The organism is Streptomyces sp. NPDC005811 (genome assembly GCF_040630405.1).
GTDB lineage: Bacteria > Actinomycetota > Actinomycetes > Streptomycetales > Streptomycetaceae > Streptomyces.
Genome location: NZ_JBEXXK010000045.1, coordinates 1 through 21604, shown reverse-complemented (window position 1 = coordinate 21604; position 21604 = coordinate 1). Strand labels below are relative to the sequence as shown.

At 72.3% G+C, this 21604-nt stretch carries 20 protein-coding genes; 14 read left to right on the top strand and 6 right to left on the bottom strand.

What is annotated here, in order from left to right; translation table 11 throughout:
* Positions 1 to 25: 25 nt before the first annotated feature.
* A complete protein-coding gene (locus tag ABZ490_RS37100; protein ID WP_359000616.1) occupies positions 26 to 1240 on the top strand; it encodes a hypothetical protein in 1215 nt (404 codons plus the stop codon).
* A gap of 21 nt (positions 1241 to 1261) precedes the next feature.
* On the opposite strand, the gene ABZ490_RS37095 is transcribed toward ABZ490_RS37100, so the two are convergent.
* A complete protein-coding gene (locus tag ABZ490_RS37095) occupies positions 1262 to 2533 on the bottom strand; it encodes a glycosyltransferase family 87 protein (protein WP_359000613.1) in 1272 nt (423 codons plus the stop codon).
* Positions 2534 to 2664: 131 nt separating this feature from the next.
* Between ABZ490_RS37095 and ABZ490_RS37090 the strand changes: the two genes are divergently transcribed.
* Positions 2665 to 3807, top strand: coding sequence for a glycosyltransferase family 4 protein (locus tag ABZ490_RS37090; protein ID WP_359000610.1), 1143 nt, complete (start codon positions 2665 to 2667; stop codon positions 3805 to 3807).
* Between the two features lie 104 nt (positions 3808 to 3911).
* Complete coding sequence (locus ABZ490_RS37085) at positions 3912 to 5492, top strand: GMC oxidoreductase (protein WP_359000607.1); 1581 nt, start codon at positions 3912 to 3914, stop codon at positions 5490 to 5492.
* Positions 5493 to 5509: 17 nt separating this feature from the next.
* On the opposite strand, the gene ABZ490_RS37080 is transcribed toward ABZ490_RS37085, so the two are convergent.
* On the bottom strand, positions 5510 to 7306 hold the full coding sequence (locus ABZ490_RS37080) for an AMP-dependent synthetase/ligase (protein ID WP_359000604.1): 1797 nt from the start codon (positions 7304 to 7306) through the stop codon (positions 5510 to 5512).
* Positions 7307 to 7642: 336 nt separating this feature from the next.
* Here ABZ490_RS37080 and ABZ490_RS37075 point away from each other — a divergent pair, with 336 nt between their 5' ends.
* The 6 genes from ABZ490_RS37075 (at position 7643) to ABZ490_RS37050 (ending at position 12707) form a co-directional block, all read left to right on the top strand.
* On the top strand, positions 7643 to 8398 hold the full coding sequence (locus tag ABZ490_RS37075; RefSeq protein WP_359000801.1) for a metallophosphoesterase: 756 nt from the start codon (positions 7643 to 7645) through the stop codon (positions 8396 to 8398).
* A gap of 114 nt (positions 8399 to 8512) precedes the next feature.
* A complete protein-coding gene (locus ABZ490_RS37070; RefSeq protein WP_055631456.1) occupies positions 8513 to 8953 on the top strand; it encodes an SRPBCC family protein in 441 nt (146 codons plus the stop codon).
* 44 nt (positions 8954 to 8997) lie between these two features.
* Positions 8998 to 10164: an ArsA-related P-loop ATPase gene (locus tag ABZ490_RS37065; RefSeq protein WP_359000601.1), complete on the top strand. Its 1167-nt coding sequence runs from the start codon at positions 8998 to 9000 to the stop codon at positions 10162 to 10164.
* Between the two features lie 142 nt (positions 10165 to 10306).
* Positions 10307 to 10807, top strand: coding sequence for a DUF5304 family protein (locus tag ABZ490_RS37060; protein WP_359000598.1), 501 nt, complete (start codon positions 10307 to 10309; stop codon positions 10805 to 10807).
* A gap of 119 nt (positions 10808 to 10926) precedes the next feature.
* Positions 10927 to 11880 carry an ROK family glucokinase gene (locus tag ABZ490_RS37055; RefSeq protein ID WP_359000595.1) on the top strand — a complete coding sequence of 318 codons (954 nt, stop codon included), beginning with the start codon at positions 10927 to 10929 and terminating at the stop codon, positions 11878 to 11880.
* 68 nt (positions 11881 to 11948) lie between these two features.
* Complete coding sequence (locus tag ABZ490_RS37050) at positions 11949 to 12707, top strand: endonuclease/exonuclease/phosphatase family protein (protein WP_359000592.1); 759 nt, start codon at positions 11949 to 11951, stop codon at positions 12705 to 12707.
* Here the strand turns inward: ABZ490_RS37050 and ABZ490_RS37045 are convergent.
* Together ABZ490_RS37045 and ABZ490_RS37040 are read right to left on the bottom strand one after the other, a co-directional pair.
* Positions 12704 to 13330 (bottom strand): hypothetical protein, encoded by a 627-nt coding sequence (locus ABZ490_RS37045; protein ID WP_359000589.1) that lies wholly within the window; start codon positions 13328 to 13330, stop codon positions 12704 to 12706. The two genes, ABZ490_RS37050 and ABZ490_RS37045, sit on opposite strands and share 4 nt — an antisense overlap.
* Positions 13323 to 14102 (bottom strand): alpha/beta fold hydrolase, encoded by a 780-nt coding sequence (locus ABZ490_RS37040; protein WP_359000586.1) that lies wholly within the window; start codon positions 14100 to 14102, stop codon positions 13323 to 13325. Before ABZ490_RS37040 ends, ABZ490_RS37045 begins: the two co-directional genes overlap by 8 nt.
* Positions 14103 to 14260: 158 nt before the next feature.
* Between ABZ490_RS37040 and ABZ490_RS37035 the strand changes: the two genes are divergently transcribed.
* From ABZ490_RS37035 to ABZ490_RS37020, 4 genes are all read left to right on the top strand, one after another.
* On the top strand, positions 14261 to 15019 hold the full coding sequence (locus ABZ490_RS37035; RefSeq protein WP_359000583.1) for a lysophospholipid acyltransferase family protein: 759 nt from the start codon (positions 14261 to 14263) through the stop codon (positions 15017 to 15019).
* A gap of 48 nt (positions 15020 to 15067) precedes the next feature.
* Positions 15068 to 16294: a DUF5931 domain-containing protein gene (locus tag ABZ490_RS37030; protein WP_359000580.1), complete on the top strand. Its 1227-nt coding sequence runs from the start codon at positions 15068 to 15070 to the stop codon at positions 16292 to 16294.
* Positions 16291 to 16953 carry a response regulator transcription factor gene (locus ABZ490_RS37025; protein ID WP_359000578.1) on the top strand — a complete coding sequence of 221 codons (663 nt, stop codon included), beginning with the start codon at positions 16291 to 16293 and terminating at the stop codon, positions 16951 to 16953. Before ABZ490_RS37030 ends, ABZ490_RS37025 begins: the two co-directional genes overlap by 4 nt.
* A gap of 62 nt (positions 16954 to 17015) precedes the next feature.
* Complete coding sequence (locus tag ABZ490_RS37020) at positions 17016 to 18044, top strand: 6-phosphofructokinase (RefSeq protein ID WP_359000575.1); 1029 nt, start codon at positions 17016 to 17018, stop codon at positions 18042 to 18044.
* Here ABZ490_RS37020 and ABZ490_RS37015 read toward each other — a convergent pair.
* On the bottom strand, positions 18041 to 19894 hold the full coding sequence (locus tag ABZ490_RS37015; protein WP_359000572.1) for an anthranilate synthase family protein: 1854 nt from the start codon (positions 19892 to 19894) through the stop codon (positions 18041 to 18043). The two genes, ABZ490_RS37020 and ABZ490_RS37015, sit on opposite strands and share 4 nt — an antisense overlap.
* Positions 19895 to 19984: 90 nt before the next feature.
* Positions 19985 to 20041: a trp operon leader peptide gene (locus tag ABZ490_RS37010; protein WP_359000798.1), complete on the bottom strand. Its 57-nt coding sequence runs from the start codon at positions 20039 to 20041 to the stop codon at positions 19985 to 19987.
* Positions 20042 to 20138: 97 nt separating this feature from the next.
* On the opposite strand from ABZ490_RS37010, the gene ABZ490_RS37005 reads away from it, so the two are divergent.
* Positions 20139 to 21491, top strand: a complete 1353-nt coding sequence (locus tag ABZ490_RS37005) for a class II 3-deoxy-7-phosphoheptulonate synthase (RefSeq protein ID WP_359000569.1) — start codon at positions 20139 to 20141, stop codon at positions 21489 to 21491.
* Positions 21492 to 21604: the final 113 nt, after the last annotated feature.

Sequence of the window (21604 nt, the reverse complement as noted above, 5' to 3'; positions counted from 1 at the left end):
CGGGGACGGCCGTACGATCGGGAGGATGGCTGGTCGTGGGCGGGTGCGTGGATCCGGGGTCCCGGGTCTCCGTCTGCTGCTCGTCGGCCTCCTTGTCGTTCTCGTCGGCTGCGGCGGCAGGCCCCCCACCGACACCTCCCGGACCGAGGTGCAGCGGCTGCTGGACCGGCGGGCGGCGGCCGTCCTGCACCACGACGCCGGCGCCTACGCCGCCACCGGCGCCCGCGCGGACTACGCCCGGCTGCGGACCGTGCCGCTCGCGGCCTGGTCGTACCGGGTGACCTCGGTGCGCCGGGCCGGCGACACGCTGACGGCCGGCGCCGAGCTGAGCTACCGCCTCCGGGACTACGACAGCGCCCCGGTCACCGTCGCCCGCACCCTGCGGCTGGCCCGGGACGCCGGCGGGCGCTGGGGCGTGACCTCCGAGCGGCCCGCGCAGAAGGCGGCCGAGCAGCTCTGGGACCAGGGCACGGTGACCGTGGTGCGCGGTGAGCACAGCCTGGTGCTGGGCACCGGACAGACCGCGGAGCGGCTGCGGGCCTTCGCCGGTCTCGCCGACGACGCCGTCCCGTCGGTGTCGGCGGCCTGGGGCACGGACTGGGCGGGGCACGTGGTGGTCCTCGTACCGAAGTCGCTGGACGGCATGGCGTCCCTGCTCGGCTCGCCCGCCTCCTCCTACCGGGGCATCGCCGCGGTGACGACCGGGGAGACCGGGGGCGGGGCCGACGGCCGCACCCGGTTCCCGGCCGACCGGGTGGTGGTCAACCCCGACGCGTACTCCCTGCTCGGCGCGCTCGGCCGGCAGGTCGTCCTCACCCACGAGACCACCCATGTGGCCACCCGCGCCCACACCGACGCGGCCACCCCGCTGTGGCTGTCCGAGGGATACGCCGACTGGGTCGGCTACCGCGACTCCGGGCGCACCCCGCGCCAGGTCGCGCCCGAGCTCCGGAGCGCGGTCACCGGGGGCCGGGTCCCGGCCGCGCTGCCCACCGACGCCGACTTCGGCTTCTCCGGCGACCCGGACCGGCTGGCGCGCGCGTACGAGGGCGGCTGGCTGGCCTGCCGGATGATCGCCGGGCGGTGGGGCGAGGTGAAGCTGGACGCGTTCTACCGGGCCGTCGGGGCCCACCAGGAGCGCGCCGGCGCGGTCGAGGGGGCCCTGCGCAGCGTGCTGGGCGTGTCCCTGCCCCAGCTGACCGCGGACTGGCAGACGTACCTGCGCGCTCAGCTCGCCTGAGCCGACACGGGGCTCGTGGTGTCAGGAGGGGGTGGCGGCGGCGGTCTCCCCGGTGCGGGTGGGCCGGCCGGTGCCGGGCTCCGGGGCCTCGGTGGGCTCGCTTACGGGCTCGCTTACGGGCTCGCGTACGGTCGAGCGCCACAGGCGGGCGGCGGCGGTCAGCGCGGCGGCCAGCAGCAGGCCGTTGCGGGCGAACAGCAGGGCCATCCCGAGCGGGGTGCTGTTCACGACGTCCGCGAAGTACACCGGGAACTCCAGCACCGTCACCGCGGACGCGGCCAGGACCAGCACGGCGGGACCGGTCATCCGGGTCGCGCGGGAGCACAGGCAGACCGCGGCCAGGCCCACCAGCCACACCAGGTACTGCGGGCTGATCACCCGGCTGGTCACCGTGAAGAGCAGGACGGCCGTGAACGCCGCGTCGGCCAGGGTGTGCGGTGCGAACCTGCGGGCCGTGAGCCGCCACAGCAGCAGCCAGCCGAACGCGACCGCCGTCAGGAACAGCGCCGCGTCGCTCACCACGGACACGTACGGGCCGAGGAACTCCACCGAGCCGTAGTTCAGCAGCACCCGCCCCCGCCAGCCGAACTGCCGGGCCACATGGAGGACGAGGGCGCCGAGCGACTCCACCTCGGTACCCCGGTCGCGCTGGAAGGTGAGGAAGGCGAAGGCGCCCGGCATCAGCAGGGCGAACAGGCCCGACAGCGCGGCGACCGTCACCGCCGCCGCGCCCCACGCCCGGCGCCGTACCGCGCCCGCCAGCAGCAGCACCGGCCACACCTTCAGCAGCGCGGCGAAGCCGGTGAGCGCGCCCATCACCCGGGGGTGGCGGACGCCCGCGAGGAGGGCGGCCACGGCGACCGCGGTCACCATCACGTCGTACCGGGCGTAGACCGTCGGACCGAGCAGCGGGAGGCCCGCCACCCACAGCCAGGCGCCGCGCAGCGAGCGGCGGGGACGCAGGCCCGCGTTCAGCAGCAGCACGAGGACGGCCAGGTCGGCCAGGAAGGCCAGGACGAAGAACGCCTGCGCGTAGTCCAGGAACGGCAGCAGGGCGGGGGAGAGGATCGCGAGGGCGGCGGCGGGCGGGTACTGCCAGGTGACGTCCGCCGACGGGAAGCCGCCGGTGCGCAGCACCTCGTACCAGCCCTGGTAGATGGACGACACATCGGTCGTCACGTCCGGGCCGGGGAAGAGGAACACCCGGAAGACGAACAGGAGCAGCACGAGCCGGGTCACGCCCCAGGTCGCCAGCAGCCAGCTGAGCGGCCGTCTCGCCTCCGTGATCTCCACCGGTGTCCGTCCTGTCGCCGTCCGAGATGATCTGTACGGCACTGTCCGTCCCGTGCGCCCATGATCCCCCCGCCGGCTGTGAGGCGCGGCCGGGCACGGCTGTGAGCGGGGTTTGGATAGGGTCGGCCCCGATGCACAAGACCCTGATCGTCACGAACGACTTTCCGCCCCGTCCCGGTGGTATCCAGGCGTTCCTGCACAACATGGCGCTCCGGCTCGACCCCGACCGGCTCGTCGTGTACGCCTCCACCTGGAAGCGGGGCCGGGAGGGCGCCGAGGCGACCGCCGCCTTCGACGCCGAGCAGCCCTTCACCGTCGTACGCGACTCCACGACGATGCTGCTGCCCACGCCCGGGGCGACCCGGCGGGCCGTCGGGCTGCTGCGGGAGCACGGGTGCACCTCGGTGTGGTTCGGGGCCGCCGCACCCCTCGGGCTGATGGCGCCCGCGCTCCGCAGGGCCGGTGCCGAGCGGCTGATCGCCACCACGCACGGGCACGAGGCCGGCTGGGCGCAGCTGCCCGCGGCCCGGCAGCTGCTGGGCCGGATCGGGGACGCCACCGACACGATCACCTACCTGGGCGAGTACACCCGCTCGCGGATAGCGACCGCGCTGAGCCCGGCGGCGGCCGGGCGGATGGTGCAGCTGCCGCCGGGCGTCGACGAGAAGACCTTCCACCCGGGCTCGGGCGGCGACGAGGTGCGGGCCCGGCTCGGGCTGACCGACCGGCCGGTGGTGGTGTGCGTCTCGCGGCTGGTGCCGCGCAAGGGCCAGGACACGCTGATCCTCGCGATGCCCCGGATCCTGGCCGCCGAGCCGGACGCCGTGCTGCTGATCGTCGGCGGCGGGCCGTACGAGAAGGATCTGCGCCGGCTGGCCCGGGAGACCGGGGTCGACGCCTCCGTGCGGTTCACCGGGGCGGTGCCCTGGAGCGAGCTGCCCGCACACTACGGCGCCGGGGACGTCTTCGCGATGCCCTGCCGGACCCGGCGGGGCGGACTGGACGTCGAGGGCCTCGGGATCGTCTACCTGGAGGCGTCCGCCACCGGGCTGCCCGTCGTCGCCGGGGACTCCGGCGGGGCGCCCGACGCCGTGCTCGACGGGGAGACGGGCTGGGTCGTGCGGGGCGGCTCCCCGGCCGAGGCCGCCGAGCGGATCGTCGCCCTCCTCGGGGACGCCGAGCTGCGCCGTCGCATGGGGGAGCGGGGGCGGCGCTGGGTGGAGGAGAAGTGGCGCTGGGACCTGCTCGCGGAGCGGCTGAAAACCTTGCTCTAGACTTTTCCCCTTTTGGTCTAGCCGGACGGCGGAAATCCGCTGATGCTGCGCACATGACAGCCAAACTGATGCAGCGTCAGCTGACGAGACGTCAAATCCTTGGTATGGCCGCCCTCCAGACGGCGGCCACCCTCGGTTTCACCCGCATCGGCCTGCAGTCGGCCCGTGCGGACGAGCCCGCCGCGGTCGAGTCCGCGCCCGCGATCGTCGTCGGCTCCGGATACGGAGCCGCCGTCGCCGCCCTGCGCCTCGGCCAGGCCGGCATCCGCACACTCGTCCTCGAGATGGGCCGGCTCTGGAACACCGCCGGCGCCGACGGCAAGATCTTCTGCAACACGGCCAGCCCCGACCAGCGCTCCATGTGGTTCAAGACCCGCACCGAGGCGCCGCTGGCCACCTTCCTCTGGCTGGACGTCGTCAACAAGGACATCAGCGCCTACCCGGGCGTCCTGGACCGGGTGCACTTCGACAACATGTCCGTCTTCGTGGGCCGCGGGGTCGGCGGCGGCTCCCTGGTCAACGGCTCGATGGCGGTCACCCCGCTCCAGTCCTACTTCGCCGAGCAGTTCCCGACCGTCGACGTCACCGAGATGTACAGCACCTACTACCCGCGCGCCCGCGCCATGCTCGGCGTCAACACGATCGACCCCGCCTGGTTCGAGTCGACCGAGTGGTACCAGTTCAGCCGCACCTCCCGGAAGGCCGCCGCCAACACCGGTCTGAAGACCACCTTCGTGCCCAGCGTCTACGACTTCGGCTACATGCAGCGCGAGGCCGCCGGCACCGCCACGAAGTCCGCCCTCGGACAGGAGGTCATCTACGGCAACAACTACGGCAAGAAGAGCCTCGACAAGACCTATCTGGCCTCCGCGCTCGGCACCGGCAACGTCACCATCCACACCATGGAGAAGGTCACCGCGATCAGCCGGGCGAGCGACGGCACCTGGCTGCTGACCGTCCAGCGCATCGACGACACCGGCGCCGTCGTCGAGACCAAGCAGTACGGCTGCACCTATCTGTTCCTCGGCGCGGGCAGCCTCGGCACCAGCGAACTCCTCGTCCGGGCACGGCAGACCGGCGCGCTCCCGGCGCTGGACGCCAGCGTCGGCACCGGCTGGGGCACCAACGGCAACGTGATGCTCGGCCGGGCCAACCACCTGTGGGACACCGTCGGCGCCAACCAGTCGACCATGCCGGTCATGGGCATCGACGACTGGGCCAACGCCGACAACCCCGTCTTCGCCGAGATCGCCCCGCTGCCGACCGGTCTGGAGCACTGGGTCAGCCTCTATCTCGCGATCACCAAGAACCCCGAACGGGCGGCCTTCTCCTGGACCAACGGCGCGCTCAAGCTGAACTGGAGCGCCGCCCAGAGCGCGGTCTCCGTGAGCATGGCGAAGAAGCTCTTCGACCGGATCAACTCCGCCAACGCGACGATCTACCGGTACGACCTCTTCGGCTCGTCCAGCAAGATCTTCGCCGACGACTTCACCTACCACCCGCTCGGCGGCTGTGTGCTGGGCAGGTCCACCGACAACTACGGGCGCGTGAAGGGGTATTCCAAGCTCTACGTCACCGACGGCTCGCTGGTGCCGGGCAACATCGGCGTCAACCCGTTCGTCACCATCACCGCGCTCGCCGAACGCACGATGGCGCGGGTCCTCGCCGAGGACACCGCGCCATGATCGTGCTGCTCGTGTGACTACTTGGCGTAGATCGCCTCGATCTCCGCCGCGTAGTCCTTCGCCACGACGTTGCGCTTGAGCTTCAGCGACGGCGTGAGATGGCCCGAGTCCTCCGTGAACTGGGAGGAGAGAATGCGGAACTTCCGCACCGATTCCGCCTTCGAGACCGCGGCGTTGCCGTCGTCGATCGCCGACTGGATGGCAGCCTGCAGATCGGCGTCCCCGCGCAGCGACGCCGCGGTCGACCCGGCCGGCTTGCCGTGCTCGGCGGCCCAGCGGCCCAGGAACTCCTCGTCGAGGGTGACCAGCGCGCCCACGAACGGCCGCCCGTCGCCCACCACCATGCACTCCGCGACCAGCGCGTGCGCCCGGATCCGGTCCTCGATCACGGCCGGGGCCACGTTCTTGCCGCCCGCGGTGACGATGATCTCCTTCTTGCGGCCGGTGATCCTGAGGTAGCCGTCCTCGTCGAGGGTGCCCACGTCACCGGTGTGGAACCAGCCGTCCGCCAGCGCCTCGGCGGTCGCCGCGGGGTTGTTCCAGTACTCCTTGAACAGATGCTCGCCGTGCAGCAGCACCTCGCCGTCGTCGGCGATCCGCACCACCGAGCCCGGCAGCGGCTGTCCGACCGTGCCGATCTTCTGCCGGTCCCAGGGGTTGAACGCGGTCGCCGCGCAGGACTCCGTCAGACCGTAGCCCTCCAGGACCGTGAAGCCGATGCCGCGGAAGAAGTGACCGAGCCGCTCGCCGAGCGGCGCGCCGCCCGAGATCGCGTACTCGCCCTTGCCGCCCAGCACCGCCCGCAGCTTGCTGTAGACCAGCCGGTCGAACACCTTGTGCTTGATCTTCAGCCCGAGGGACGGCCCCGAGGGCAGGTCCAGCGCCCGGCTGTAGGCGATCGCGGTGTCCGCCGCCTTGTCGAAGATCGCGCCCTTGCCGTCCGCCTGCGCCTTGGCCCGGGCCGAGTTGTAGACCTTCTCGAAGACGCGCGGGACCCCGAGGATCAGCGTCGGCCGGAAGGCGGCCAGCTCGTCGGTGAGGTTCTTGATGTCCGGGACCGTGCCCAGCTTGATCGGCGCCATCATCGGGGCGATCTGCACCAGCCGGCCGAACACGTGCGCGAGCGGCAGGAAGAGCAGCACACTGCACTCGCCCGTGCGGAACAGCGGCCGCAGCCGCTCCACCACGTTCCCGCACTCGGCGAAGAAGCTGCGGTGGGTGAGCACACAGCCCTTGGGCCGGCCGGTCGTGCCCGAGGTGTAGACGATGGTCGCCGGGTCGTCCGCCTTGGCGAGCGAGCCGCGCTCCTCGACGGTGGCGTCGGAGACGCCCTGGCCGAGCCGCCCGAGCTCCTCCACACCCCCGCCCTCGATCTGCCAGAGGTGCTTCAGCGCCGGCAGGGTGTCGCGCACCGACTCCACGGCGGCCGTGTGCGCGTCCAGCTCGACGATCATCGCGGTGGCGCCCGAGTCGGAGAGGATCCACTGCACCTGCTCCGGCGAGCTGGTCTCGTACACCGGCACGGTGACCCCGCCCGCGCACCAGATCGCGAAGTCCAGCAGCGTCCACTCGTAGCGGGTGCGCGACATCAGGGCGACCCGGTCGCCCGGCTGCACACCGGAGGCGATCAGGCCCTTGGCGGCGGCGTTCACCTCGGCCAGGAAGGCCGTCGCGGTCACGTCCTGCCAGGCGCCGCCCACCTTGCGGGCGATGACGGCCACCCCGGGGTGCTGCGCGGCGTTTCTGCGGACGATGTCGGTCAGATTGCCGTCCGCGGGGACCTCGTACAAAGCCGGAAGGCTGAACTCGCGCAAGACTGCTGCTCCTCATAGGGCGCCGGCGCCACGACGTTGTGTGATGCGACGGTGCGGTCCACGGCTCGGGCAGTGCTCGGACATCGATGGTTGAAATCCTGAGCACGACTGGACTGCCCGGACGTTACCCGCCGGTATGGCGTCTTCGACAGGGGGGTCCGACGAGATGTTCGCTGCGTCACACAGATTGGTGTTTCCTCGCGCACAGTAGTCCACCCCTTTACTGACTGGCCAGTAACCGCTATTTCCGTCGGCACTGTTCACTTATGCCGCACACGCCTACTCTTGATCGTCATGGCCTCCACACCCGCCGGTAACCGCAGGACACGCATCCACGTGGTCAGTGACGTGCACGGCAACGCCCGTGACCTGGCCCGGGCCGGAGAGGGCGCGGACGCGCTGATCTGTCTGGGCGACCTCGTCCTCTTCCTCGACTACGCCGACCACTCCCGCGGGATCTTCCCCGACCTCTTCGGCGTCGAGAACGCCGACCGGCTCGTCGAGCTGCGCACCGCCCGCCGTTTCGAGGAGGCCCGCGAACTCGGCCGCCGGCTGTGGGGCGGCGTCGACGGCGACCGCGCCGCCGTCATCGAGAAGGCCGTGCGCAGGCAGTACGCCGAGATGTTCACCGCCTTCCCGACCCCGACGTACGCCACCTACGGCAACGTCGACATGCCCCAGCTCTGGCCCGAGTTCGCCGGCCCCGGCATCACCGTCCTGGACGGCGAACGGGTGGAGATCGGCGGCCGGGTCTTCGGCTTCGTCGGCGGCGGCCTGCGCACGGCCATGCGCACCCCGTACGAGATCAGCGACGAGGAGTACGCCGCCAAGATCGAGGCCGTCGGCGAGGTCGACGTGCTCTGCACCCACATCCCGCCCGAGGTGCCCGAACTCGTCTACGACACCGTCGCGCGCCGCTTCGAACGCGGCAGCCGCGCCCTGCTGGACGCGATCCACCGCACCCGTCCCCGGTACTCCCTCTTCGGACACGTCCACCAGCCGCTGGCCCGCCGGATGCGGATCGGCGCCACCGAATGCGTCAACGTCGGACACTTCGCGGGGAGCGGGAAGCCCTGGGCGCTGGAGTGGTGACGGGGGACCGTGACCCGATCACGAGGTGGGGTGAAGGCGGCAGGTCGGGCGCGCGGTAGCCTTCACGCTGCACACACGTACCTTTACGGGCCCGTATCCGGAGGAGTCACGGCGATGGCGGAACACACCAGTTCGAGCATCACGATCGAGGCGGCACCGGCCGACGTCATGGCCGTGATCGCGGACTTCGCCCGCTACCCGGACTGGACCGGCGAGGTGAAGCAGGCGGAGGTCCTCAAGGAGGACGGCCAGGGGCGCGCCGAGCAGGTGCGGCTCGTCATGGACGCCGGCGCGATCAAGGACGACCAGGTGCTGGGCTACACCTGGACCGGGGAGCACGAGGTGTCCTGGACGCTGGTGAAGTCCCAGATGCTCCGGCAGCTCGACGGGTCGTACCTCCTCAAGCCGGCCGGCGCGGGCGCCACCGAGGTCACCTACCAGCTGACCGTCGACGTCAAGATCCCGATGCTGGGGATGATCAAGCGCAAGGCCGAGAAGGTCATCATCGACCGGGCGCTGGCCGGTCTGAAGAAGCGGGTCGAGTCCGGCAAGTAGGCTGGGGAAGCGTCCCGGTCGGCGTTCCTCTAGCGTTCCTCCTCATGCGCACCATCTTGATCATCGGGCCCGGCGGCAGCGGGCGTACGACCGTCGCGGCGGCCACCGCGCTCGACGCCGCCCGCGCGGGCGTGCGGACCCTCGTCCTCAGCGCCGACCGGGGCGACAGCCTCGGCGCCGCCCTCGGTGTCGCGACCGGGGGCGAGCCGGTCCGGGTCCTGTCGCACCTCACCGCCTGGCGGCCCGACGCCACCACCGGGTTCCGCGACGACCTCGCCGCCTTCCAGGACCGCGCCTCCACCGTGCTCGATCTGCTCGGGGCCGCCCGCCTCGACACCGAGGAGGTCACCCCCCTCCCCGGGGCCGAGGAGCTGACCCTGCTGCGGGCCCTGCGGGACGCCGCCCTCGCCGAGGCGCACGACCTGCTCGTCGTCGACCTGCCGCCCACCGCCCAGGCCCTCGCGCTGCTCGCGCTCCCCGAGGAACTGCGCCGCTATCTGCGCCGGCTGCTGCCGCCGGAGCGCCAGGCCGCCCGGGCGCTGCGGCCCGTCCTCGGACGGCTCGCCGGGGTGCCGATGCCCGCAGAGTGGCTGTACGAGACCACCGGCCGCTGGGACACGGAGCTGGCGGCCGTGGAGGCGGTCCTCGCCGACCGCCGCACCGCCGTACGGCTCGTCGCCGAACCCGGCCCGGCCGGGGCCGACGCCGTCCGGGACGCCCGCCTCGGCCTCGCCCTGCGCGCCCTGCCCGTCGAGTCGCTCGTCGCCAACCGGGTCCTGCCGGAGGCCGCGGCCGACGACGGCTGGCTCGGCCGGCTGGTCGGCCAGCAGCGCAAGGCCCTCGGGGAGTGGGAGGGCGCGGCGCGGACCGTCGCCCACCTGGGCCACGACCCGCGCGGCGCCGACGACCTCACGGCGCTCGCCGTGCCCCCCGTCAACACGGCCGTCTCCCCGGTCGAGTGGGCCGTCGCCGACCGCCTCACCGAGGACGGCGTCCTCGTCTGGCACATCCCGCTGCCCGGCGCCCTGCGCGACGAGCTGGACCTCGTCCGGCGCGGCGACGAACTCGTCCTCGCCGCCGGGCCCTTCCGCCGGATCGTCCCGCTGCCCTCGGCCCTGCGCCGCTGCACCGTGGACGGCGCCGCCCTGCGCGACGGTGAGCTGCGCATCCGGTTCGCCCCGGATCCCGGCCTGTGGCCGCAGGGACGGTGAACGGCGTACCCCCGTTCGGGTAACGTCGAGAGGGACGACCGTCATCGGCGTCGTCCCGTCGGGACAGCAGCAGGACCGCTGCAGCCGGACCGCAGCAGCAGGACAGCAGAAGCAGGACCGCAGAAGCCATCAGGAGTCCGTCATGAGCGAAGAGCGCCCCACGCCCGACGCCGCCCGGGACGAGGCCGCCGAGGAGCCCCGCGCGACCGACGCGGACGCCTGGGCCACCGCCTGCGCCGAGGACCTGGCCCGTGAGAAGGCCCGCCGCCGGGCCGGACAGGGCCGGCCGGAGGGCTCGGCCGCCGAGGAACTGCGCAAGCTCGTCGAGACCGTCGCCGACAAGCTCTCCGGCATCCAGTCCCCGCTGTTCGGCGCGGTGGCGGGCGGCGCCGCCCAGCAGGTGGTCCGCCAGGTCGTCCAGCAGGCCAAGGCCGCCGTCGAACCCGTCATCGAGCGCAACCCCGATGTCTTCGACCACCTCGCGGCGGCCGGCGGCGAACTCCTCGCGGCCTACCGCTCCGCCGTCCAGCACCAGGAACAGCGCTGGACGAGCCCCGACCGCGACCTGAAGGACGACCCGCGCGACGACCCCCGCGACGACGGCGAGGGCACCGGCCCGGGACAGCGCATCGACCTCGACTGACCGCGCGGACCCTCCAGGAGGCCCCGGGGCGCCTGTCCGCCCGGCGGACGACGGGAATCCGGGAACACCGGCTCGGGTACCGTTGGCCGTAGCGGGGCTCGACCGAAACTGAGGGATTCATGGGACTCACCATCGGCGTCGACATCGGCGGCACGAAGATCGCGGCCGGCGTGGTCGACGAGGAAGGCAACATCCTCTCGACCTTCAAGGTGCCGACCCCCACCACGCCCGAGGCCATCGTGGACGCCATCGCCTCGGCCGTGGAGGGCGCCCGCGCGGGCCACGAGATCGTCGGTGTGGGCATCGGAGCCGCCGGTTACGTCAACCGGCAGCGTTCCACCGTCTACTTCGCGCCCAACATCGACTGGCGCCAGGAACCGCTCAAGGACGACGTCGAGGCCCGCGTGGGCCTCCCGGTCGTCGTCGAGAACGACGCCAACGCGGCCGCCTGGGGCGAGTACAAGTTCGGCGCGGGCAAGGGCCACCGCAACGTCATCTGCATCACGCTCGGCACCGGCCTCGGCGGCGGCATCATCATCGGCAACAAGCTGCGCCGCGGCCACTTCGGCGTCGCCGCCGAGTTCGGCCACATCCGGATGGTCCCGGACGGCCTGCTGTGCGGCTGCGGTTCGCAGGGCTGCTGGGAGCAGTACGCCTCCGGCCGCGCCCTCGTGCGGTACGCCAAGCAGCGCGCCAACGCCACCCCGGAGAACGCCGAGATCCTGCTCGCCCTCGGCGACGGCTCCCCCGAGGGCATCGAGGGCAAGCACATCTCCGTGGCCGCCCGTCAGGGCGACCCGGTCGCCGTCGACTCCTACCGCGAACTGGCCCGCTGGGCCGGCGCCGGCCTCGCCGACCTCGCCTCCCTCTTCGACCCCTCCGCCTTCATCGTCGGCGGCGGCCTCTCCGACGAGGGCGAACTGGTCCTCGACCCGATCCGCAAGTCGTACAAGCGCTGGCTGGTGGGCGGCAACTGGCGTCCGGTCGCCGATGTGATCGCCGCCCAGCTGGGCAACAAGGCGGGCCTGGTCGGCGCGGCGGACCTGGCGAGAGAACCCGACCCGATCATGTAGCGGTGCAGTGGGGCAGTGCCCGCCGTGTCCGGTGTCGGGGCGGCGGGCATCGTCGTATGTTGACCGGTATGGCGACCACCCTGGTGCTTCCCAACTCGGTTACCGAACCGGACGGTTCAGCCGTCATCCGGGTTCTCTCCTACAACATCCGCTCTCTCCGCGACGACACCGACGCCCTCGCCCGCGTCATCACGGCCTGTGCCCCCGACCTGGTCCTCCTCCAGGAAGCCCCCCTCTTCTTCCGCTGGCGCAAGAAACTCGCCCGCCTGGCCGCGGCCACCGACCTGGTGATCCTCACCGGCGGCGGCACGGCCGCCGGCCCGGCCGTCCTCTGCTCCCTCCGCGCCACCGTGGAACGCACGGAGGACGTCCTGCTCCCCCTCACCCCCGGCCACCACCGCCGAGGCCTCGCCACCGCCGTCGTCCGCTTCGCAGGCGCCCGCCTCGGCGTGATCAGCTGCCACCTCAGCCTCCACCGGGACGAGCGCCACGAGCAGGCAGGCCTGCTCCTCGACCGCCTCGCAGGCCTGGGCGTGGAGCACGCGATCGCGGGCGGCGACTTCAACGAGCGCCCCGACGGCCCCGCCTTCGCCCGCCTTTCCGAGGCGCTGAGCGACTGCCGCACCACCGCCCCCTGGGGCGCCGAGCACACCTTCCCCTCCGCCGCCCCCGACCGCCGTATCGACGGCGTCTTCGCGACCAAGGGCGTCGAAGTCCTGGGCTGCGGAGTCCCCGTCGGCCTCCCCGGCGTCACCGGGAACGACCTGAGGGCGGCCACGGACCACCTGCCCGTACTGGCCGCCCTCCGTATCCCCGCCGTCGGCTAGACGACCGCCCCCCGGCCGGGATCCCCGTCGTCCTCGTCGTCCGACCGCATCCGCACCACCAGCGTGGCGAAGCCGCCGAGGAAGCCGCCGACACAGACCGTCGTCAGCCACCACGTCATGTCCCAGCCGAGCAGCACCGCCAGCAACAGCAGCAGCGGCCCGCCGACCACCCCGAGCCACGCGAACTTGGCCGTGGTGTCGGCGGCCGGCAGCGGCGGCGGCTCCGGCGGCACGAAGTGCCCCTCGTCCTCGTCGTCGAAGTCCTCCTCGGCCGGCTCCGGCGCGCTGTGGTCGCGCGGGCCCACACCGGGCGCGAACGAGACGGAGCTGCCGAGCGGCTTGGCCGGTTTCGGCTCCTGTTCCTCCCCGGAGTCACGGGGTTCGTCCTCGTTCGTCCGGGTCTCCAGCAGGGCCAGGTCCTCGATCGACTTGAACGGCTTGGCCCCCGGCGGGTCCGGCGGTTCGTCCCCGTACCCCGCGACGATCGCCGCCCACGCGGCATCCTCGTCGAAGGGCACGTTCTGCTCCTCCGGCTCCCGGCCCCGACGGGCGTCCTGGCCGTCCAGGCCCTCCCGCCCGTCCCGGTCCTCCCGGTCCTCGCGGTCGGAGTCGTGCTCAGCCACCTACGGCCGTCCCTTCCTTGCCGACACTGGGCGCGATCCGGGCGATGAACGCGTAGCTCTCCTCGAAGATCCGGTCCGCATCGTGGTCCAACGTTGCCACGTGGTAGCTCTGTTCCAGGAGGATCTCGGTCACGTCCGTGGACGAGACCCGGCTCAGGACCCGGGCCGAGTCGGCCGCCGGGACGACATGGTCCTGGACGCTGCGCAGGAGCAGCAGCGGCTGTGTGACCTGCGGAAGCTCCCCGTCGATCTGCCGCAGCAGGTTCCGCAGCGCGTGCGCCGCGCGCAGCGGCACCCGGTCGTACCCGGTCTCGACGATCCCCTCCTTCGCGATGTCGCTCGCGATCCCCTTCGCCGACCGCACGAAGTGGTGGGCCACCGGGAGGGCGTACGCCGACAGCCCGTGCACCTTGTTCGCCGGGTTGACCACGACCAGGCCCTCGACGCCCGCGCCGTGCTTGGCGGCCAGCCGCAGCGCCAGCGCGCCGCCCATGGACAGCCCGGCCACGAACACCCGGGAGCACCGCTCGCGCAGGGCGCGCAGCTCGCGGTCCACCTCCGCGTACCAGTCGGGGCCGCCGGTGAGGGCCATGTCCTCCCAGCGGGTGCCGTGCCCCGGCAGCAGGGGCACCGACACGGTGAGACCCCGGCCGGCCAGATACCGGGCCCAGGGGCGCAAAGACTGCGGGGAACCCGTGAAGCCGTGGCAGAGGAGGACCCCGACCTCCCCGCCCTCGTGGCGGTACGGCTCGGCTCCAGGAAGGACCGGCACCTTCGGTCTCCTGTCTTCGTCTGTTCAGCATGGGAGGGACGTGAGGTTCACGGTACGCGACCCCACTGACACCGACCAGGGCCGTCGGAGCCTTTGCCGCCGCCCCGGGTTAAGGTCTGAGGACACATACAGGAGGCACTGGGTTGTTGTACGGCGCGATGAAGGTCGCTATCGGGGGACCGCTGAAGGTCACCTTCAGGCCCTGGGTGGAAGGCCTCGAGAACATTCCCGCCGAGGGCCCCGCGATCCTGGCGAGCAACCACCTGTCCTTCTCGGACTCGTTCTTCCTGCCCGCGGTCCTGGACCGCAAGGTCACGTTCATCGCGAAGGCCGAGTACTTCACCACGCCCGGCCTCAAGGGCAGGCTCACGGCCGCCTTCTTCAAGGGGGTCGGCCAGCTCCCGGTGGACCGCTCCGGCGCGCGCGGCGCGGGGGAGGCGGCGATCAAGAGCGGCATAGACGTGCTGGAGAGCGGTGAGCTGTTCGGGATCTACCCCGAGGGCACCCGCTCGCCCGACGGCCGCCTCTACCGCGGCAAGCCGGGCGGCCTCGCGCGCGTGGCGCTCGCCACCGGCGCGCCCGTCATCCCGGTCGCCATGATCGACACGGAGAAGATCCAGCCGCCGGGCAAGGTGATGCCCAAGGTGATGCGCCCCGGCATCCGGATCGGCAAGCCGCTGGACTTCAGCCGCTACGAGGGCATGGACCACGACCGTTTCGTGCTGCGGGCACTGACGGACGAGGTGATGTACGAGATCATGAAGCTCTCCGGCCAGGAGTACGTCGACATCTACGCGACCGCCGCCAAACGGCAGATCGCGGAGGAGGCCAAGGCCGACCGGGAAGCGGAGAAGGCCGCGCGGGCGGCGCTCGCGCAGGCCGAGAAGGACCAGGCCAAGAAGGAACAGCGGCAGTAGCGGAACAAGAGCAGCAGGGGACGCTCCGGGGGCGGGGGGACTGGACGGATGGCCAGGCGCGAGAGAGTCATGAGGATGTCGGTGGAGCTGCCGCTGTGGCGCGCGCTCTCCGGCTACCGGGTCCTGACGATGCTGTACGCGGTCGGCCTGTTCGCCACCGCCTACGACGACTACGACCGTCCCGGCGTCGCCATCGCCTACTTCGCCGTCCTGTTCGTCTGGACGCTCGCGACCCTGCCCCGGGTGCAGAACGCGGCGGCCTGCACCAAACGCTTCCTCGCCGTCGACCTCGCCGTCGCGCTCACCGGCATCGTCCTCACCCCGTTCGTGGTCAGCGACCAGCACATCCAGGACGGCGGCCCCACCCTGCCCTCGATATGGACGGCGGGTTCGGTGCTCGCCTTCGCCATCAAGGGCGGCTGGCGCTGGGCCGCGTTCGCCTCCACGCCCGTGGCCGTCGCCAACCTGATCGAGCGCGGCCACCCGGCCCGCGACACCGTCCACAACGTGATCCTCGTCTGGGTCGCCTCCATCGCCATCGGGTACGTCGTCGAGGTCGCCCGCGCCTCCGAGCGCACCCTCGCCCGCGCCCTGGAGATCGAGGCCACGACGCGGGAGCGGGAGCGGCTCGCCCGGGACATCCACGACGGTGTGCTCCAGGTACTGGCCATGGTGCAGCGGCGCGGCGCGGTCCTCGGCGGCGAGGCGGCCGAGCTGGGCCGCCTCGCCGGGGAGCAGGAGGTCGCGCTGCGCACCCTGGTCTCCGGCGGGCTCGTCCCCGTCTCCCGGGTGTCGGAGGACCTGGCCGAGGGGGCCGTCGTACGCCTGGTGGAGGTGCCCGAGAAGCCGGCGGGGAGCGACGGCCCGGTCGATCTGCGCACGCTGCTCGCGCCGTACGCCGCCGCGAAGGTCGCCCTCGCGGAGCCGGGCGCCCCGGTGCTGCTGGAGCCGGCCGCCGCCCGGGAGCTGGCCGCCGCGGTGGGCGCCGCCCTGGACAACGTCCGCCGGCACGCGGGCGAGGAGGCCCGCGCCTGGATCCTGGTGGAGGACGAACCCGGCGAGGTGATCGTCACCGTCCGGGACGACGGGCCGGGCATCCCGGAGGGGCGGCTCGCCCAGGCCGAGGGCGAGGGGCGGCTCGGGGTCGCCCAGTCGATCCGCGGCCGGCTGCGCGACCTCGGCGGGCGCGCCGAGCTGATCTCGACGCCCGGACAGGGCACCGAAGTGGAGTTGACCGTGCCGAAGGCCGTGGCGGGGAAGGACAGCAGGCGATGAGCATCAAGGTCATGGTGGTCGACGACCATCCGATGTGGCGCGACGCGGTCGCCCGGGACCTCGCCGAGTCCGGCTTCGAGGTGGTCGCCACCGCGGGCGACGGCGAGCAGGCGGTGCGCCGCGCCCGCGCGGCCGTCCCGGACGTCCTCGTCCTGGACCTCAACCTGCCGGCCAAGCCCGGCGTCCAGGTGTGCAAGGAGGTCGTCGCCGCGAACCCCGCGCTGCGCGTCCTGGTGCTCTCCGCGAGCGGTGAGCACGCCGATGTCCTGGAGGCGGTCAAGTCCGGTGCGACCGGCTATCTCCTGAAGTCGGCGTCCACCGAGGAACTCCTGGACGCGGTGCGCCGTACCGCCGTCGGCGACCCGGTGTTCACGCCCGGCCTCGCCGGACTGGTCCTCGGCGAGTACCGGCGGCTGGCCTCCGACCCCGGCCCCGCGTCCGGCCCGAACGAGCCGGACGCGCCGCGGCTGACGGACCGGGAGACCGAGGTGCTGCGGCTGGTCGCCAAGGGGCTCAGCTACAAGCAGATCGCCGAACGCCTCGTCATCTCCCACCGCACGGTCCAGAACCACGTCCAGAACACCCTCGGCAAGCTCCAGCTGCACAACCGGGTGGAGCTGGTCCGCTACGCGATCGAGCGGGGTCTCGACGACGAGTGAGCCCCGCAGGACACTGACTCTTCGTCAGACAGCCACTGGCTCTCGGCGAAGGGACTTCTTCCATGCGCGTCGGAGTACTGACCGGAGGCGGTGACTGCCCGGGGCTCAACGCCGTCATCCGGGCCGTCGTCCGCAAGGGCGTCCAGGAGTACGGGCACGAGTTCATCGGCTTCCGGGACGGCTGGCGCGGCCCCCTGGAAGGGCGGTCGGTCCGCCTCGACATCCCGGCCGTGCGCGGGATCCTCCCCCGCGGCGGCACCGTCCTCGGCTCCTCCCGCACCAACCCGCTGAAGGAGGAGGACGGCATCCGCCGGATCAAGGACACCCTGGCCCGGCAGCGGATCGGGGCCCTGATCACCATCGGCGGCGAGGACACCCTCGGTGTCGCCGCCAAACTCTCCGGCGAGTACGGCGTCCCCTGCGTCGGCGTCCCCAAGACCATCGACAACGACCTCTCCGCCACCGACTACACCTTCGGCTTCGACACCGCCGTCGGCATCGCCACCGAGGCCATCGACCGGCTGCACACCACCGCCGAGTCCCATATGCGGGTCCTGGTGGTCGAGGTGATGGGCCGTCACGCGGGCTGGATCGCCCTCCACTCGGGCCTGGCCGGCGGCGCCAACGTGATCCTCATCCCCGAGCAGCCCTTCGACGTCGAGCAGGTGTGCGCCTGGGTGACCTCCCGGTTCCGGGCCTCGTACGCGCCGATCGTGGTCGTCGCCGAGGGCGCCCTGCCCAGGGACGGCGACCTGGTCCTCAAGGACGGCTCGCTGGACTCCTTCGGGCACGTCCGGCTGTCCGGTGTCGGCGAGTGGCTCGCCAAGGAGATCGAGCGGCGCACCGGCAAGGAGGCCCGCACCACCGTCCTCGGGCACGTCCAGCGCGGCGGCACCCCCAGCGCCTTCGACCGCTGGCTCGCCACCCGCTTCGGCCTGCACGCCGTCGACGCCGTCCACGAGGGCGACTTCGGCACGATGGTCGCCCTGCGCGGCACGGACATCGTCCGCGTACCGCTCGCGGAGGCGACGGCCCGGCTGAAGACCGTCGACCCGGCGCTGTACGCGGAGGTGGGCGTGTTCTTCGGCTAGCCGACCGGCCGCAACGCGCTCATCAACTCCCGCACGATCACCGCCCCGTTCACCGTCAGCACCGACTCCGGGTGGAACTGCACCCCCGCGAACCCGGGCCCCCGCAGGGCGTGCACCTCCGCGTTCGGGGCCCGGCTCACCTCGACGCCGTGCCCGGCCAGCTCCTGCGCGGTCCCGTCGTCGCACCGCGCCACGAAGCTGTTGTAGAACCCGACGGTCTCCTCCCGCCCGAACAGGTCCACCACGGTCTGCGCCCCCTGGTACGGCACCTCCTTGCGGACGATGTCCAGCCCCAGCTCCGCCGCGATCAGCTCGTGCCCGAGGCAGACCCCGAGCACCCCGTGCCGGTGCTCCCGCAGCACCCGCGCGGTCAGCTCCCGCAGGAACCGCATCTTCGGGTCGCCGAGATCGGCGGGGTCACCGGGACCGGGGCCCAGCACCACCGGGCCCTCGTGCGCGAGAACCGTCTCCCGCAGCCCGGGCTCGTCGTAGCGCCGGACGGACACCTCCAGACCGCCGGAGCGCAGCACGTGCGCGAGCATCGCCGTGAACGTGTCCTCCCCGTCGACGACCAGCGCATGACCGGTGAGGTCCGGCGTCCGCTCCTGCATCCGCAGCCAGAACGGCGCCAGCGACGCGCGCCGCCCGTCCAGCGCCGCCCGCACCCGGGGATCGTCCGCGAGCCGGGGACGCGTCCCCTCCTCCGCGGGCCGGCCCGGCCGTACACCGAGCGCCGCCAGCACCCCCGCCGCCTTGGCATGCGTCTCGGCGACCTCACCCGCCGGGTCCGACCCGCGGACGAGCGTGGCGCCGACCGGCACCCGCAGCCGCCCGGCCGCGTCGATGTCGGCGGTCCGGATGAGGATGGGGGAGTCGAGGGTCTGCGCCCCGCCGGAGTCCCGGCCCAGCAGCGCCAGCGCCCCCGCGTAATAACCACGGCCGCCGACCTCGTGCCGCTCGATGACCCGGCAGGCGTTCTGCACCGGCGACCCGGTGACCGTCGCCGCGAACATGGTCTCCCTCAGCACGTCCCGCACGTCCAGCGAGGACTTCCCGCGCAGCTCGTACTCGGTGTGCGCCAGGTGTGCCATCTCCTTCAGCCGGGGCCCCACGACCACCCCGCCCATGTCGCCGACCGTGCACATCATCTTGAGCTCCTCGTCGACCACCATCGACAGCTCCTCGATCTCCTTGCCGTCCGCGAGGAAGCCGAGCAGATGCTCCGGGGTGGGCCCTTCGGCCGGATAGCGGTACGTCCCGCTGATCGGGTTCATCACGACCGTCCCGCCGGACATCCGCACATGCACCTCCGGGCTCGCCCCGACCAGCGTGCGCTCCCCGGTGTGCACGACGAACGTCCAGTACGCGCCCCGCTCGCCCTCCAGCAGCCGCCGGAACAGCGCGAGGGCGTCCCGGCGTGAGAACCCCGGGATCTCCCCCTCGTACGTCCGCCGGATCACGAAGTTCGCGCCCTCACCGCGCCCGATCTCGTCCCTCAGCACCCGCCCGACGATCCCCCGGTACTCCTCGTCGGTGACGTCGAAGCCGCCGCCCTCGACCCGCACCTCGTGCGCGGGGAGCTGGGCGAGCGCCTCGGCGAGCGGGATGTCGTACCGCTCCTCGGGGGTGAGGACGGCGAGCGGGGTGCCGTCGTCGCGGACGTCGAAGCCGCGCTCGCGGATCTGGCGGAAGGGGACCAGCGCGAGGCCCTCGTCGGGGAGGTCGGCCAGCCGGTCGTACGCGGCGACCGGGCCGAGCAACAGCTCCACGGTCTGCTCGTCGTGGCCGGGGGTGCGGCGGCGCAGCAGGGCGAAGGGGCGGTCGTCGTGGGACAGCTGTGTCAGGTCCATGGTTCCTCTGCAAGGTAGGTGAGGAACGGACCCCGGAAACGCCGAAGGCCGCCCCTCGGGCGGCCTTCGCGACGTCGTGCGTACGCGCAGTCAGTGGGCCGCCGGGAGGACGGTCCACCACCAGTTACGGGTCGAGTGCGCGAACATGAGCCGCACCCTACCCCACGCCCACCTGAGCGCGGGGGCGTCTCACCTGTCGAGCCGGGGCGAAAAGGACTCGACACGACCCCGTAATGTTGAGGGCGTGACCGTGAACGCTAAGACCAGCGCGAGCGCTGGCAACACCTGGCGAGACCTGCCCGCGGCGCAGCAGCCCGAGTACCCCGACACCGAGGCTCTGCGCGCAGTCGTTGCGGAGCTGGAGTCGTATCCGCCGCTCGTCTTCGCGGGCGAGTGCGACCAGCTGCGCGCCCGGATGGCGGCCGTCGCCAAGGGAGAGGCGTTCCTCCTCCAGGGCGGCGACTGCGCCGAGGCCTTCGACGCGGTGTCGGCCGACCACATCCGCAACAAGCTGAAGACCCTGCTCCAGATGGGCGCCGTGCTGACGTACGCCGCGTCCGTCCCCGTGGTGAAGGTGGGCCGGATCGCCGGCCAGTACTCCAAGCCGCGCTCCAAGGGCACCGAGACCCGCGACGGCGTGACCCTGCCGACGTACCGCGGCGACTCGGTCAACGGCTTCGACTTCAACGAGGCCGCCCGGATCCCGGACCCCGAGCGGCTGAAGCGCATGTACCACGCCTCGGCCTCCACGCTGAACCTGGTGCGCGCCTTCACCACCGGCGGTTACGCCGACCTGCGCCAGGTGCACGCCTGGAACCAGGACTTCGTGAAGTCCTCTCCCTCCGGCCAGCGCTACGAGCAGCTGGCGCGCGAGATCGACAGCGCGCTGAACTTCATGCGGGCCTGCGGGACCGACCCGGAGGAGTTCAAGACCGTCGAGTTCTACTCCTCGCACGAGGCCCTGCTGCTGGACTACGAGGCGGCCCTGACCAGGGTCGACTCCCGCACCGGGCACCTGTACGACGTCTCCGGGCACATGGTGTGGATCGGTGAGCGCACCCGGCAGCTGGACCACGCGCACATCGAGTTCGCCTCCCGGATCCGCAACCCGATCGGCATCAAGCTCGGCCCGACGACCACGGCCGAGGAGGCGCTCCAGTACATCGAGCGCCTCGACCCCGACCGTGAGCCCGGCCGGCTGACCTTCATCGTCCGCATGGGCGCCGACAAGGTCCGCGACAAGCTGCCCGAGCTGGTCGAGAAGGTCACCGCGTCCGGCGCGGTGGTGGCCTGGGTGACCGACCCGATGCACGGCAACACCTTCGAGGCGGCCTCCGGCCACAAGACCCGCCGCTTCGACGACGTGCTCGACGAGGTCAAGGGCTTCTTCGAGGTCCACAAGGGCCTCGGCACCCACCCGGGCGGCATCCACGTCGAGCTCACCGGTGACGATGTCACCGAGTGCGTGGGCGGCGGCGACGAGATCTTCGTCGACGACCTGCACCAGCGCTACGAGACGGCCTGCGACCCGCGGCTGAACCGCAGCCAGTCCCTCGACCTGGCGTTCCTCGTCGCGGAGATGTACCGCGACCAGTGACCCTCCGGTCAGGAGAGTGGGGCGGTGACCAGTCGGTCGGTCATGTCCCGGTGGTAGGCCCTCAGTGAGGGCGTGGACCTGGTCAGTGCGCCGAAGCGCCGGATCATGGCGGC

Bases quoted from the DNA above. Each gene is read 5' to 3' on its own strand.
- ABZ490_RS37100 (WP_359000616.1), top strand. From the start codon at position 26: ATGGCTGGTCGTGGGCGGGTGCGTGGATCCGGGGTCCCGGGTCTCCGT.
- ABZ490_RS37090 (WP_359000610.1), top strand. From the start codon at position 2,665: ATGCACAAGACCCTGATCGTCACGAACGACTTTCCGCCCCGTCCCGGT.
- ABZ490_RS37085 (WP_359000607.1), top strand. From the start codon at position 3,912: ATGGCCGCCCTCCAGACGGCGGCCACCCTCGGTTTCACCCGCATCGGC.
- ABZ490_RS37070 (WP_055631456.1), top strand. From the start codon at position 8,513: ATGGCGGAACACACCAGTTCGAGCATCACGATCGAGGCGGCACCGGCC.
- ABZ490_RS37065 (WP_359000601.1), top strand. From the start codon at position 8,998: ATGCGCACCATCTTGATCATCGGGCCCGGCGGCAGCGGGCGTACGACC.
- ABZ490_RS37060 (WP_359000598.1), top strand. From the start codon at position 10,307: ATGAGCGAAGAGCGCCCCACGCCCGACGCCGCCCGGGACGAGGCCGCC.
- ABZ490_RS37055 (WP_359000595.1), top strand. From the start codon at position 10,927: ATGGGACTCACCATCGGCGTCGACATCGGCGGCACGAAGATCGCGGCC.
- ABZ490_RS37050 (WP_359000592.1), top strand. From the start codon at position 11,949: ATGGCGACCACCCTGGTGCTTCCCAACTCGGTTACCGAACCGGACGGT.
- ABZ490_RS37035 (WP_359000583.1), top strand. From the start codon at position 14,261: ATGAAGGTCGCTATCGGGGGACCGCTGAAGGTCACCTTCAGGCCCTGG.
- ABZ490_RS37030 (WP_359000580.1), top strand. From the start codon at position 15,068: ATGGCCAGGCGCGAGAGAGTCATGAGGATGTCGGTGGAGCTGCCGCTG.
- ABZ490_RS37025 (WP_359000578.1), top strand. From the start codon at position 16,291: ATGAGCATCAAGGTCATGGTGGTCGACGACCATCCGATGTGGCGCGAC.
- ABZ490_RS37020 (WP_359000575.1), top strand. From the start codon at position 17,016: ATGCGCGTCGGAGTACTGACCGGAGGCGGTGACTGCCCGGGGCTCAAC.
- ABZ490_RS37015 (WP_359000572.1), bottom strand. From the start codon at position 19,894: ATGGACCTGACACAGCTGTCCCACGACGACCGCCCCTTCGCCCTGCTG.